At 54.5% G+C, this 13,949-nt stretch carries 10 protein-coding genes; 5 read left to right on the forward strand and 5 right to left on the reverse strand.

Annotated elements, in window-relative coordinates:
* The first annotated feature begins 131 nt into the window (after positions 1-131).
* From leuS to KJ970_12400, 3 genes are read left to right on the forward strand one after another with little or no spacing between them, the layout of a single operon-like run.
* Entirely contained in the window at positions 132-2,588 is a 2,457-nt protein-coding gene (gene leuS / locus KJ970_12390; GenBank protein ID MBU2691716.1) for a leucine--tRNA ligase, read from the forward strand.
* A gap of 20 nt (positions 2,589-2,608) precedes the next feature.
* Complete coding sequence (locus KJ970_12395; GenBank protein ID MBU2691717.1) at positions 2,609-4,882, forward strand: carboxypeptidase regulatory-like domain-containing protein; 2,274 nt, start codon at positions 2,609-2,611, stop codon at positions 4,880-4,882.
* A complete protein-coding gene (locus tag KJ970_12400; GenBank protein ID MBU2691718.1) occupies positions 4,879-5,718 on the forward strand; it encodes an SDR family oxidoreductase in 840 nt (279 codons plus the stop codon). Before KJ970_12395 ends, KJ970_12400 begins: the two co-directional genes overlap by 4 nt.
* Before the next feature lie 105 nt (positions 5,719-5,823).
* Here KJ970_12400 and KJ970_12405 read toward each other — a convergent pair whose 3' ends face one another.
* Positions 5,824-6,999, reverse strand: a complete 1,176-nt coding sequence (locus KJ970_12405) for a DUF4097 domain-containing protein (GenBank protein MBU2691719.1) — start codon at positions 6,997-6,999, stop codon at positions 5,824-5,826.
* Positions 7,000-7,198: 199 nt separating this feature from the next.
* On the opposite strand from KJ970_12405, the gene KJ970_12410 reads away from it, so the two are divergent.
* Complete coding sequence (locus KJ970_12410) at positions 7,199-10,159, forward strand: hypothetical protein (protein ID MBU2691720.1); 2,961 nt, start codon at positions 7,199-7,201, stop codon at positions 10,157-10,159.
* 61 nt (positions 10,160-10,220) lie between these two features.
* On the opposite strand, the gene KJ970_12415 is transcribed toward KJ970_12410, so the two are convergent.
* The 3 genes from KJ970_12415 to KJ970_12425 all read right to left on the reverse strand — a co-directional run bounded on the left by KJ970_12415 (position 10,221) and on the right by KJ970_12425 (position 12,220).
* Positions 10,221-10,472, reverse strand: a complete 252-nt coding sequence (locus KJ970_12415) for a hypothetical protein (protein MBU2691721.1) — start codon at positions 10,470-10,472, stop codon at positions 10,221-10,223.
* Between the two features lie 45 nt (positions 10,473-10,517).
* On the reverse strand, positions 10,518-11,042 hold the full coding sequence (locus KJ970_12420; protein ID MBU2691722.1) for a hypothetical protein: 525 nt from the start codon (positions 11,040-11,042) through the stop codon (positions 10,518-10,520).
* A gap of 107 nt (positions 11,043-11,149) precedes the next feature.
* Positions 11,150-12,220 (reverse strand): hypothetical protein, encoded by a 1,071-nt coding sequence (locus tag KJ970_12425; GenBank protein MBU2691723.1) that lies wholly within the window; start codon positions 12,218-12,220, stop codon positions 11,150-11,152.
* Between the two features lie 178 nt (positions 12,221-12,398).
* On the opposite strand from KJ970_12425, the gene amrS reads away from it, so the two are divergent.
* Positions 12,399-13,475, forward strand: coding sequence for an AmmeMemoRadiSam system radical SAM enzyme (gene amrS, locus KJ970_12430; GenBank protein ID MBU2691724.1), 1,077 nt, complete (start codon positions 12,399-12,401; stop codon positions 13,473-13,475).
* On the opposite strand, the gene lspA is transcribed toward amrS, so the two are convergent.
* The gene (gene lspA / locus KJ970_12435; GenBank protein ID MBU2691725.1) at positions 13,396-13,935 is read right to left on the reverse strand and encodes a signal peptidase II; all 540 of its coding nucleotides are present in this window, start codon (positions 13,933-13,935) and stop codon (positions 13,396-13,398) included. The genes amrS and lspA overlap by 80 nt on opposite strands.
* Positions 13,936-13,949: the final 14 nt, after the last annotated feature.

The raw sequence follows: 13,949 nt of genomic DNA on the forward strand, positions 1-13,949 counted from the left end.
TCCTCCTCGCTTTCGAGAATTGTGATCAGGGGGGAACGGCTGTATCTTAAGGGATTATATAGGCCCCGGCAACGCGGTGGCGTTTCGGGGCCTGCCTTATCTGGAAAAGCAGAAGGATGGAATCGAGAACCATGACCGCAAAGTCTGAAAATAAATACGATCCGGCCGCGATAGAAAAGAAATGGCATAAGATTTGGGATGAACAGCGCCTCTTTGCGCCGGATCATAAAACGGCCAAGAAGCCCTTTTACAATCTCGTGATGTTCCCTTATCCCTCGGGTGAGGGGCTGCATGTCGGGAACTGCTTCGCCTTTATCGGGGGCGATATCTACGGCCGCTATCAGCTGATGAACGGCTATGATGTTTTTGAGCCGATGGGATTTGATGCTTTTGGGATTCATTCAGAGAATTTCGCGATTAAAAAGAAAACCCACCCGATGAAGCTCATCCCCTCCAATATTAAAAATTTCCGGCGGCAGCTCAAACAGCTGGGGTTTATGTTCGATTGGGATCATGAAGTTCAAACAATCGACCCCGATTACTATCGTTGGACGCAGTGGGTTTTTCTTCAGTTACACAAAGCCGGATTGGCCTATCGCGACAAGGCGCCGGTCAACTGGTGTCCCGAATGTCAAACGGTGCTCTCCAACGAGCAGGTGATCAGCGGGATGTGCGAACGGCATCCCGAGACGGCGGTGGAGCGGCGCGACACGGAGCAATGGTTTTTCCGGATTACAGACTATGCGCAAAGGCTTTTGGACAATCTGGAGTGGATTGATTGGTCGGATATCACAAAAACGGCGCAGCGAAATTGGATCGGTCGGTCAGAAGGCGCTGATATCGAATTCCAGCTTGAGGGATGCGATAAGCGCATCTGTGTTTTTACAACGCGCCCCGATACGCTCTTCGGCGCCACCTACATGGTGCTCGCGCCGGAGCATCCGATAGTCGACGAGCTGACAGCACCGGCGCAGCGCGAGGCGGTGAAACGGTACCGTGAGGAGGCCTCGCGCAAGAAAGAGATCGATCGCCTGGCCGCCGGACAGGAGAAGACCGGTGTGTCGCTGGGGGCGCACGCGATCAATCCCATTACAAATAAGCCGATCCCCATCTGGATTTCTGATTATGTTCTGATGGATTACGGAACAGGCGCGATTATGGCCGTTCCCGCGCATGATCAGCGGGATTTTGAATTCGCCACGGTCTTTAAGCTTCCTATTGTTCAAGTTATTGACGGACCGGATGTCAAACAGCCGCTGGAGGAAGCCTATACGGGCGACGGGAAAATGATCAATTCCGCTCCGTACGATGGCATGGATTGCCGCGAGGTGATGAAGAAAATCACCGCCGATCTGGAGGCCAAAGGACTGGCGCGGAGCCAGGTGCAATATCGTTTGAGAGATTGGTGTATCAGCCGGCAGCGGTACTGGGGCCCGCCGATTCCGATGATTCACTGCGAGAAGTGCGGGATTGTTCCGGTGCCGCAGGAGGATCTGCCGGTGCGTCTGCCCGAGGCGGATAACTTCATGCCCGACGCATCGGGGCGGCCGCCGCTGGCCCGTTTTGAGGAATTTTACAAGACCACCTGTCCCAAGTGCGGCAAAGAGGCGCGCCGCGACACCGACGTCAATGACACCTTCCTCGATTCGGCCTGGTACTTCCTACGCTATCCCAATACCGGTAATGATAAGGTTGCCTGGGATCCGGAGATCACTAGGAAGTGGCTGCCGGTCGACATGTATATCGGCGGGAATGAACATGCGGTGCTGCACCTGATGTACACGCGGTTCATCTATATGGCCTTCAAGGATATGGGACTGGTTGAAGGCCAGGAACCGTTCAAGAAATTCCGGGCACATGGCCTGCTGATCAAAGAAGGGAATAAGATGTCGAAGAGCCGGGGGAATATCGTAACCCCGGATGATTATGTCGAACGGTACGGCGCCGACACGCTGCGGATGTACCTCATGTTTCTGGGGCCGTTCCAGGAGGGGGGCGATTTCCGGGATACCGGGATCAATGGTGTCCGGCGGTTCCTCGAACGAAGCTACAGGTTCTTTGCTGAACATTGTGAAAGAAGCAAAGACAATGGTGTGCGGATGAAGAATGAGGGAGAGTTGGCGAAGCCGCTCCTCACAAAGATCCATCAGACGATACGCAAGGTGACGCAGGACATCGAAAATCTATCTTATAATACGGCGATTGCAGCGATGATGGAGTTGTTCAATGAGCTGAAAGCCGCAGAAAAGATCAACCGCTGGACGCTGGAATCGTTCGCCCTGATGCTGACGCCTTTCACGCCGCATCTGGCTGAAGAGTTGTGGGAGTTGCTCGGTCACTCCGAAACGATTCATCGAGCGACATGGCCAGAATACGATCAGGCGCTGGCCACGACCGATACGGTCGATATCGCCATTCAAATCAACGGCAAACTGCGCGGCACTATTCAGGTGGCGAGGGATACCAACAGGGAGGTTGTTGAGTCCGCGTGTATGGAACACGAAAAGGTCAAGCAGCACATCGAAGGGAAGACCATACGCAAGGTTATTTATATACCCAACAAAATCGTGAACATCGTCGCCACATGACGCCAAGGGATCGGTGGGGAATGAATCACCGCGGACGGAGCATCGAAAGGTACGGACCGGCCGGCTTGCCCGGACTCCTCCTGCTCGCGATATGTTGTGTCGGCATCGGGTTATCCAGCGGCGCTATATCAAACGACGCCGATTTTTATCCCGCGGTCTACTGGCCGTCGGGCGCCACCCCGGAAGAGGGTGATCCGATCATTCTGGCCGCGGGTGAGATCCGGGAGGACCTTTCTTTCGCCCTAACGCCGAGTGGCGGAGCGATTCAGGGTATGGTGCGCGATCGATTCGGAGCGCCCTTGAGCGGGGTCATGGTTGTCGCTGAATCCGGGCGCTTCAGATCCCACGACCTGACGGATGATCTCGGCGCCTTTCACATTGATGGGCTGCCCCCCGGTCAGCACACGGTCAGGGCCTGGACGTTTGAACCCGCTTCCAGTTTCGGGGAGATGATGCCCCTCTATGCGCCCCAGGCTCAAGACGAGGCCAACGCGCAGATCTATACCGTCGAGGATGGGGGCGTATTAACAGGGGTTGAATTGACCCTGTCGCCCGGAGCGGTTATTATCGGAGCCGTCTTTGACGCGATCACGGACGGGCTGTTACCCAATTACCGGGTTGAGGCGCTGCACATTGAATCGGGAATGGTTTTCTGGACAAAGACCGACGCCATGAGTATTTACCGGCTGGAGGGTTTGCTGCCGGGAGCCTATAAAGTCGTTGTCCGAACGGGAAAGACGACGCATCTGGATGAATATTATGGCGGCGTCCACGATCCTGATGATGCGACGCTGATTTCCCTAAGCGATCCAAATGCAGGTTTTCAAGCGGATTTCGAACTGGATCCGGAGGGCCGGCTGTTCGGCTCTGTCCGGGAAGGAGATGATCCACGGGTTGGCGACGGAATCCCGAATATTGAGGTTATTGCAACAGAGCAAACGCTTGAAGTTGAACGATCCGTCTTCACCGATGAAGACGGGTTTTTTATGTTTGATAAACTTCAGACCGGATCCTATTACATCTATGTTCCGGCGATATCGCGTTTTTTCCCCAATGCCGTTAACATCGAAGAAGCCAGAACTGTCGAGATTACCGAGGGACTCGATAATTACGGCGCGGGGATGGCCGGAAACATCTTGCCGGATTGTCCAGGTATCCCAGAGCTTCTTGGCGGCATCTCAGGAACAATTGATCCGGAGGGTGACGATCCGCCGGGAGGCTGGCTTGTGCGCGCCGCATCTCAAGCATTCACCCGTGAGATCCTCGCCGAATCCGAGGGGATTTATGTGATCGATTGTCTTCCCGACGGCGACTATATCGTCAGTCTCCGGGCCGATTCTTCGCATTCGAGGCAATACTTTGATGAAGTTCCCTTTGAATATGACGCGAGTCTTGTCTCGGTGACCTTGCCCGATACAACCCGGGAGATTGACTTATTCCCTCTCAAATCAGCGGCGATCGGCGGCACGGTCATAGCTATGTCTTCATCTCTTCCTGTAAGCAACGCCCCGGTTCAGCTCCACTTGCAGGAGACGGGCGAGATCATCGACACACGTACCGATGCGTCCGGCCATTTCTCGATCCGGCGGCTCTCTGACGGAACAGGCCTTCCTCCCGGCACCTACACTGTTTCGATCGATTCATTCACAACGGGACAGATTGCGCCGACACCGGTGCGGTCCCTCAGGGCGTGGGTCGAAACGGTCCATCGCGGCGGCCGTTGGATTGTACAAGTTTTCGCTGAGCTGCCGCTCGGGGCCGGACCCTATGATGTTCGGCTCTCGCGCCAACCGGAGAATGGCGATGAAAGCATCGTTGCCATGCAGGAGACGACCGGTGCGGGAGGTGAATCCATCCTTCTTGAAGATGACGAACCGATGCCGGGTGTGTCTATTTACCAAGTTTCAGCCGCCGCCGGCGAGTATCGTTTTGAGTCGGAGCCGATGGAGGTCCGGCTTTCACGGGAAGATCCTCCCGATATTGTCTCATGGTTTTCCTGCCCGAATCCCAGCCGCAAAGAATGGCGGATGATTCTCAATGCCGGCCGGCCGATCAGCGTCGCGCTTCAGATTATTGATGCAAACGGCCGTCTTATCTGGCGGGACGATCGTGATTTGCGAGAGGGTGAGAATACCTTTATCTGGGATGGCTGCCGAAATGACGGTCAGACCTGTGCGCAGGGAATGTACTTCTTCGCATTGCGGGAATCAAGATTACTTGATTTGGTCGGCGGCGGGCAGGCAACAGAGGCCGGGACTGTGCTCGCATCCGGCCGTGTTGTTTGGATTCGGTGACAGGGAATATCAATATGCCTTGGAGTTTGGAGGGCCGAGCGGCGGTTTGTCTTGCTGCCAGCAAGGGACTGGGCCTGGGGATTGCGCGGGAGATGGCGGCGGCCGGGGCGAGAATCCTTCTGGTCAGCCGCCGCCGGGAGCCGCTCGAGTCCGCCGCGGCGCTTATCGTTAAAGATCTTGAATCAGGGGCGGCCTATCCAGGCGTCACGGTATGGCACCGGCCTGAACTTATCGCGGCCGATTTAATGGAGGAGGAAGCGGCGCCATCGATCGTCGCTCAGGCGAAGAAACATTTCGGCCGGCTCGATATACTTGTGAACAATATCGGCGGGCCGCCGGCGGGCCTTTTTCATCAACACTCGATGGAGCGGTGGGAAGAGTCATATCACCGCCTTTTCGGCTCGGTGGTGCGGCAAATCAAGGCCGCTCATCCGTTGCTGCAGAAGAGCGATGCTCCGCGTGTCCTTACAGTGACGTCCGTCGCGGCGCGCCAGCCGATCGAGGGCCTCGTCCTCTCCAACACGTTCAGGCCCGGTCTTGTCGGCCTGGTAAAAACGCTGGCGCAGGAGTGGGGTCCCGACGGGATCCTCATTAACAATTTAGCACCCGGGATGTTTGCAACAGAACGCATCGCCGAGGTTGAGGAAGCCACGGCCAAGCAGAGGGGCATATCCCGCGAGGCCGTCCGCCAAGAGAGACTCGCATCGATTCCACTGGGACGTTTCGGGGACCCGCGGGAACTGGGGCGCGTGGCGGTTTTTCTCGCCTCTCCGGCGAACAGCTACATTACGGGACAGACGATTCTTGTTGATGGTGGATTTTATAAGGGTCTGTAGCGCCGGGAGGTGTGGGGCGGGGCTCCCATTTGGGGTAAATGGAAGCCCCGTGGGGTCAGCGAGGATTGTTAAGGCTCGATCTTGTTTGGGCGCAAGACGGCCTACTTAGCTTTCGCTGAAAATCCTGATATTTCCCGAACCGGTATCCAGCTCAATATCCAGATCGCCGTCACCCAGCGTGAGCTCCAGTTCGTCCTTTGATGTCGTGACATCGACAGCCTCGGGCAGCTTGAAATGAATCTTTCCATTACCGGTATCGGCCTGCAATTCCGCGCTGGCATCGCGGGGGAGTTCCAGATGGATGCCGCCGGAGCCGGTGTCAACGAGGAGCTTCCCGCGGGGGGTTTCATCAAGGATAACCTCGACATCTCCGGAGCCGGTATCGATATTGATATACCCAGCCGAAACCCCATCGAGTGTGACATCTCCGGAGCCGGTATCAACATCGACCTTATCCGAGATGAAATTAAAGAGCTGTACGGATCCGGAGCCGGTATCTACGAGGATCTGAGCGCACTGCATCTCTTTGAGAAAAACATCCCCGGATCCTGTGTCGATGTCAATGGGGCCTTTGATGTCGGTTCCTTCCACATCGCCGCTGCCGGTATCAATGAGTATCTCACCACCGACTTGCTTCACTGAGACGTCCCCTGATCCGGTATCCGCCGTCAGCTCGCCTCTGCAATTGGTAAAGGATAGATTTCCCGAGGCCGTATCCAGAGTGATGTCGCCGACGGCATCGACCGCATCCATTTTTCCGACGCCGTTTTCCACTTTCAAGACTTTCCCCTCGGGAATCTGGATATGAAAATCACACCAAACCTCGACTTCACCGGAATTATTGCTGACGGTGATTTTCTTGTTCGAGGCCCGGAAAACTTTCGAGAGCACCGAAACATCATCATCGAAATTCCAGCCGGAGAAGCTGGTCTTCCCTTTGTGCTCCGGGTATTTGTATTTCCGGTATTTATCCAAGGGATAAACGACATTGAGCAGGGTGCTTTTCCCTTCATCGAGCTTGAACTCCAATAGATGTCCGTCGGAATTTTTGCCTCCGATAACGGCTGTAACAACAAATTCATTTCCCGATGCCGGTTCAACTTTAACGCTCCCGATCATGTTCCGGATCGTCAATGAGCGGGCGTCGATATGCCAGCTCCTTTCCCGATCCGCGGCATTTGTCGGGCTATTGAAGGCCCCGAGGATAGCCAGGATTGTGAAAGCGAAGAGAGTCAGACCAACTATCGAGGCGCGGCCATTGTAACATTTTATCTTTTGCATAATCCCCCCAGGAAAAAAGGCCATCAGCTCAGAGTCTGTAGAGAAATACGCTTTCTGACGCCCAGGGTTGCATCCGATGACGGGCTCCTTTTCCCGCGAATCCTTACCGGAACTCTTTCTGGAAGGAACGGGCATGGAGCGCTAGAATACCCAATGGTTCCTGACGCGGGGACATCAGCCAAGGGCGGGAGACTATAACATGAAGACAGTCAAAAGATTACGTGGTTTGATCGGGTTTGTTCCGGCTTTCCTCCTATGGGGCCTCGGCTTATCGGCTCAGACCGCGATTGCGGATATCTTCCCCATCAGTGCGTACGCGAATTTTGCGGAGGAAGGGGAGTTTGAGGCGGCGATCCCGTCCCCGAGCCAAGGGCTCGGTTACCCGGTGGGCTCCCGGCCGGCGACACACCGGGAAATTCTGGACTATTTCGAGTCCTTGGCCGGCGCCAGTCCGCGGGCCGAACTCATCAAGTATGCAGAAACGCATGAGGGGCGGGAGCTGATAGTCCTCATCGTCTCCTCTGAAAAAAACATCGCCCGTCTAAATGAAATCCAAGCCGCAATGGCCCGGCTGAGCGATCCCCGGGGGCTTTCCGGCGCAGAACGGGAGCGGCTGCTGGAGTCCACTCCCGCCGTCTGTTGGATGGCTTATACAATACACGGTGATGAAATGAGCGGAAGTGATGCGGCGCTGGCCCTGGCGTACAAGCTGGTGGCGGGGAAGGATTCCGACGCCGCCATGATACGCGAGCAGGCTGTTGTCATCATCGATCCCCTTCAAAACCCCGACGGCCGTGACCGCTTCATCGCTCAAATGCGATCGTTTAACGGCAAAGTTCCAAACCCCGACACGCAGAGCCTCGGCCACGAGAGCGTTTATCCCTGGGGACGCTCGAATCATTATCTTTTCGATCTCAACAGAGATTGGTTTACCATGGTGCATCCGGAAAGCCGGGGCCGCGTCAAGTTGATGATGAAATGGCACCCGCAGCTTGTCGTGGACGGACATGAGATGGGAGCCTTTGATACCTATCTCTTTTCGCCGCCGCGGGCTCCATTCAATCCGTATATGACGCCGGAATTGTTGAAGTGGTGGGGTCGATTCGCCGGAGACCAGGCAAAGGCCCTGGATCGGTATGGATGGAGTTATTACACCCGTGAGTGGAACGAGGAATGGTTCCCCGGCTACGGCTCGAGCTGGGCGATTTACTCAGGCGCCGTCGGCATTCTCTATGAGCAAGCCGGAACAGAGGGTACGGTGATTAAGCGGCCCGACGGCACAGTGCTCGAATACGGCGAGTCGGTCCACCATCAATATGTCAGCTCGATGGCGAATCTCATGACGGCGGCCTTGAACCGGCGCGGGCTGCTCGAGGATTATGTTAAAGAAAGAGACGGATCGCTGGCGCTGGGCCGTGACGGCAGGATTAAAGAATTCATCTTTCCGCCCGGGCCGGATCCCGATCGAACACGGCGTTTGATGGAGGTATTGTCAACGCAGGGGATCGAGATTGAAGTGGCGTCGGCCAGATTCAAGAGCGATGACCTCTTTGATCCCTGGGGAGAGGCCGGATCGAAGGAGTTTCCCGCGGGAACTTACAGGATCTCGCTATCCCAGCCTTCAGCGCGGCTTGCCCATGTTCTGCTCGATTTTCATCTGCAGATGCCCGATTCGTTTCTTGTGCAAGAGAGGGACTACCTTGAACGGCGGAAGGGATCGCAACTTTATGAGGTGACAGCCTGGTCGCTGGGGCATGCCTATGGTGTTCCAATCTACTGGTCGGGGCGAAGATCAAGCGGATCGTTTAAAATGGTCTCTTCTTTTCCACCGGTTGAAGGGAAGTTTGAGAATGGTGCTGCCGATTACGGCTTTGTTTTTGACGGCGAAAGTGACGCCGCCATCCTTGCCGCGGCCCGTCTCGCGACCGAAGGGTTTGTTGTCCGCGTTTCAATGGAACCCTTTCGTGTGCAAGGCCACGCCTATCCCCGCGGCAGCTTTCTGCTGCGAAACGACGCCAACCCCGGTGATCTGGCGGAGCGATTGGAGGCGTTGAGCAAAGAGCTGGGGATTACCATTCGAGGTGTCTCGACCGCTCTCGCCAACGGCGGTCCCGATTTGGGTGGCGAGCAGTTCCGCGCTCTTGTTGAACCCCGCATCGCCATGTTGAGCGGAGACGGGGTGAGCGCCGCATCGATGGGAAGCCTATGGTATCTGCTTGATTACGAAATGAATCTCCGTATTTCATTGTTAAAGACATCCTCTTTCCGGGATAAAGATCTTTCAAAATACAATGTGATCATCCTTCCTTCGGCCTGGCGCGGCGCCGGCACGTACCAGCGCATCTTGGGTAATTCGGGTGTCGCCAAACTCCGCGCATGGGTCGAGGCCGGCGGAACCCTCATCGGTATCGGCGCCGGCGCGGCCTTCCTGGCCGATACGTCGGCGGTTTTGAGCCAGGTCCGCCAGAGGCGGGATGTGTTGAAAGATTATCCGATCCCTGATTGGGGGTTGGGTCTGGCGGCGGCGGAGCGGATGGGTCGTTTTCAGGCCACGGGGATAGAGCCGCAGAAGCCGGCGGCCCCCGTCGTTGAGGGCGCCGCGCCGGAACCTGAACCTGAACCCGTGATTGAAGGTCTTGGGATACCCGGTCCGGCCAGCCCGGTTCTCGGCGCGGGGGCCGTTCCCTTCGCCGGTGAAGCCGGTCGCAACGGCGCTTGGACTCCACCCGAGGCTATAGCCCCCACTCTATCCGCGGAGGATTGGCCGCCGGTCGACGAACGGCTGCGCCTATTCCATCCACAAGGGGCTTTTCTCCGCGTCGATGTCGATACGGATGACTGGATGACGAGCGGGCTTCCTGAAAAAATCCCGGTACTTCTCGCCACCAGTTACGCCTATGTCGCAAAGGATCCGGTTCGCACGGTCGCGCGCTTTGCCCAGCCGGATCAATTGCATTTGGGCGGCCTCTTGTGGCCGGAGGCGGTAGCCCGGCATTCATTGACGGCCTGCGTCACACGCGAAGGATTGGGCCGGGGGCAGATTATTCTCATTGCCGTCGATCCCTATTTCAGGGGATATATGCACAGCACAAAGCGGTTTCTTCTGAATGCAGCGATTCTGGGGCCCGGCTTAGGGACAACTCAAACAGTGCCCTGGTAAGGAGTTTGAATCGCCGGGGAATGGATCCCCGGCGATTTTTGCGGCCGCTGTTTTGCAGCCGTTATTTTGTAACCGTCACCGTCCGTGAGTTCACAGTGACAATGCCCGTGAAGATATTGATTATGATATCCAACGGCTGCTGGGACGTTGTGATTTCATAATCTTTGGCTCCGGCCGCCATGACATTGGAGTCAACCTCATTGAGGGGAACCAATCCCCACAGGATATACCATTGGCGCGCTTCAACAATATCATTGCCGGATGGTCCCGCCCCGACCTTATGCACATGCGCCGCGCATCCGGCCAATGTCATTGCGCCCAAGATAAGAACAATAAATACCAGCCTTCTTAACATAAACTATCTCCTTTCTTTGGTATCCAGATGGTTCAAGGAACCGATTGAAGATTCCAGCGCCCCAAGTTCATCTTTATATATGCTTAATGGAAGAAAGTAATCCATTTGATAAAGGATGGTTTCGGGGCGGTCGGCAAAAAGCTTGATCAATACCATTTCGGATGTAATGACCATAAACTGGTTAATAATGAATCCCTTGTACTTGAATGTAGTAGGATGAATTTCTTCTTCCGCATAGGATGTTCGGATGAGCCGCTCTTGGTTTGTGATGATTGAGTCGGAAGACACCTCGGTTTTTGGGTATTTAGAGACGGAGAGATAAGCCCCGGTTTTTTCGTTGCGGAAAACAGCGCGTAGAACCGGGGTGACAGGGGGATCATATGCCTCCGCCCGGCGGACGTGTTCCATTACCGCCCAAACGATTGAATCGGGAAGCGCCTTCCAGCCCGACGGCGCGTACAGAGAAAATCCGGAGGATAAATCCAATAATGAATCCCCCAGCAGGGCCGGATTGACATTGAAGTTCATATCACTGGATTTGTCGGGAGCGTCGGACGAGCACCCGCACAAATAGAGATATATGATCACGAGACATGGGATCCAGCGATAAGCAGGTCTCGATACACACGGTGATTTCATGGCAAACGAATTTCCTCGATTTTCCGGTCAAGCGCTTTAAACAATCGGGTATTGCCTTGGCGGCGGGAATGGTCGTTCCTCATATTTTTACGGTAATAGGGAAGACCTTCAAGAAACATTAAAAATCGTTTTCGGATGGGGACAAGATCATAAAGCCCGAAACCCAATTTCTCGAGATAGTACCCATTCACCATCTGCTCGAACTGCCGGCGAATGGGGATAGAATACACCGGCTTGCCCAGACAGATCGCCTCACTCATGAGGGTGTAGCCGCCGTTTGTGACGACCGCGGCGGCCGAAGCCAAATCATCGAGAAATTCCCCTGTGCCCGTCTTTTTAAATGTAATATTGCCCTTTGTGCCGCTGCCTTCGTCGAATCCGTATCCGATGTATTGATATTTCGTTTTCTGAACGACATCCAGCACCATTCTGGCGTCCGTTGTTGTCGCGTAGATCAATATGGGTCCGTTGTCCGCCAATTTGCGATCTTGAACTTCATTCCTCAGGATCGGAGGGATCAATGTAGATTTCTTGCGAAACATTTCTCTCGCTCTGGGATAATAGAAACTCGTCACATAGTAGTGGTCGGCGAACCAGTACATATTGTCTACTATTGTTTTTGCCCGCAGATAGTCGGCTCTCCATTTATAAGGGTACTCAAGATGATATTGGGAAATGATATGTTGATGATTGATGCTGAGGAAAGGAATATTTCCGAGTCCTTTTAAATAGGGCACAAAAGGTTCGAAATCCGTAATAGCGAGGTGGGGTTGGAATTCCTTGAATGTTTTGTATAATAAGTACATCGTCTTGCCGGCATCGATAGTCCCATCCTGAAGATTCTGCTGCAATGTCTTGGAAATATCGAGTTTGCCGCCATCAAAAACAAAGCCCAGCCCGAGGATATTGGTCACGTCGTCGAAGATTGTGCTCAGGTAATCGTAACCCTTGTGCGAAGTGAAGATCTTGACGTCATGCCCCTGTTGGAGAAGGTGCTCAATAATGATTTTGCTGCGCGAGCTATGCCCCCGTCCCTCGCCCTGCACGCCGTAGATGATCCGCGCCATTAGTTCCCCCGAAATGAGCGGACGATATGTAGGTGGTGTGAACGCTTCGCCCTTGTACCCTAACCAGTTTAAATACATAACCTTCTCCGGGCAAAGAAGATTCGAGCCCGGTCATCCCCGAGACTGGCAACGCGGGGTGATGAAATGGTAGAATGAGGCATCGACTTCCCGTCTTCATATGGAGGCCTTCGTGATCCGCCCGCAGAAGGGAAAGATCATCTCTCATCCCGCCAGATGGTGGTCGCTGGAAGAGGATGGAAAGATTCGGTGCGAGCTCTGTCCCAGATTGTGCCGGATCGGCGAGGGGCAAGCCGGGTTTTGCACCATCCGCCAAAACCATGGCGGGAAACTCGTGTCGCTCGGCTATGGGCGGCCCACCGGGTTCGGTGTCGATCCCATCGAAAAAAAGCCTCTTTTCCATTTTTATCCCGGAACTCAAATTCTCAGTTTCGGGACCGTGGGCTGCAATTTGGGTTGCCAGTTTTGCCAGAACTGGGATATGAGCAAGGCCAAGACCGAGAACCATCGAGCCATTGAGGTCACGCCGGAAAAGGTTGTCGGTTTGGCGCTGCAGGAGCTGTGCCCCGGCATTGCCTATACATATAATGATCCGGTGATCTTCGGCGAGTTCGTCGTCGATGTTTCAAAATGTGCTCATGAAAAAAATATAAAGAATGTCATGGTCACGGCCGGCTATATTGAACCCAAGGCGCGGGAAGAGGTATTTCATTATATTGATGCGGCGAATGTCGATCTAAAATCATTCTCCGAGGAATTTTACTTTAAGTTGACCTTATCGCACCTGAAACCGGTGTTGGACACCCTCGAATGGCTTCATCGTGAAACCGAGGTCTGGATTGAAATCACGACACTTCTCATCCCGGGGCGGAACGATTCCGATGATGAGATCCGTCGGGAAGCGGAATGGATTCTGAAGCATGTCGGCGACGCGGTGCCTCTGCATCTCACCGCGTTTCATCCAGCATACAGAATGACCGACATCCCCCGTACGCCCGCGGATACCTTATTGCGGGCCCGCGCCTTGGCCAGGAAGGCGGGGCTTAAATTTGTATACGTGGGGAATATTCTTGATACCGAGGGGTCAACGACCTATTGCCCATCCTGCCAGGAAGTTCTTATCGAGAGAAATTGGCACACTATTTCAGAATTCCGTCTCATAGAGGATCGGTGTCCTGCTTGTGGTCTGAAGGTTCCTGGCCGGTTCGATGCCGCCGGAATTCCGCGAAAAGGATAAGGGCCAGGCCGGATAAGATCAGCATATCCGCAACATTAAAGATCCCGGTTCGCACCACTCCAATACCGACATTCATGAAATCTCTGACAACGCCGTGAAACATCAAACGGTCGATGAGATTGCTAAGGCCGCCACCGAGAATCAGGGAAACGGCGATTATATATTCTGTTCGAAGTCTGCGATTCCAAAGGGTGTAGAAAAACAACGCCGACAGCGCCAGAGAAACCAAAATGACAAAGACAAGAAATCTGGCGCCTTCAGATAACCCGGATCCCATTCCCAGCATGGCGCCGGCATTTTTGACATGTTGCAGCCGGATCGTTCCCCAGAGCCAAACAATGGGAGTTCTTGAGGGAATGTACCGTTCCGATATGATTTTGGTGGTTTGATCAATGAGGATCGAAGTTCCAAGGATGGAGAGGATCAAACTCAGGCGATATTTAAGATTTCTTCCCGGCATTTCCATACTCTGCA

Source organism: Candidatus Eisenbacteria bacterium, from assembly GCA_018831195.1.
Taxonomy (GTDB): Bacteria; Eisenbacteria; RBG-16-71-46; order CAIMUX01; family JAHJDP01; genus JAHJDP01.

Bases quoted from the DNA above. Each gene is read 5' to 3' on its own strand.
- amrS (MBU2691724.1), top strand. From the start codon at position 12,399: ATGGAGGCCTTCGTGATCCGCCCGCAGAAGGGAAAGATCATCTCTCAT.
- lspA (MBU2691725.1), bottom strand. From the start codon at position 13,935: ATGCCGGGAAGAAATCTTAAATATCGCCTGAGTTTGATCCTCTCCATC.
- KJ970_12425 (MBU2691723.1), bottom strand. From the start codon at position 12,220: ATGGCGCGGATCATCTACGGCGTGCAGGGCGAGGGACGGGGGCATAGC.
- leuS (MBU2691716.1), top strand. From the start codon at position 132: ATGACCGCAAAGTCTGAAAATAAATACGATCCGGCCGCGATAGAAAAG.
- KJ970_12420 (MBU2691722.1), bottom strand. From the start codon at position 11,042: ATGAACTTCAATGTCAATCCGGCCCTGCTGGGGGATTCATTATTGGAT.
- KJ970_12405 (MBU2691719.1), bottom strand. From the start codon at position 6,999: ATGCAAAAGATAAAATGTTACAATGGCCGCGCCTCGATAGTTGGTCTG.
- KJ970_12415 (MBU2691721.1), bottom strand. From the start codon at position 10,472: ATGACATTGGCCGGATGCGCGGCGCATGTGCATAAGGTCGGGGCGGGA.
- KJ970_12410 (MBU2691720.1), top strand. From the start codon at position 7,199: ATGAAGACAGTCAAAAGATTACGTGGTTTGATCGGGTTTGTTCCGGCT.
- KJ970_12395 (MBU2691717.1), top strand. From the start codon at position 2,609: ATGAATCACCGCGGACGGAGCATCGAAAGGTACGGACCGGCCGGCTTG.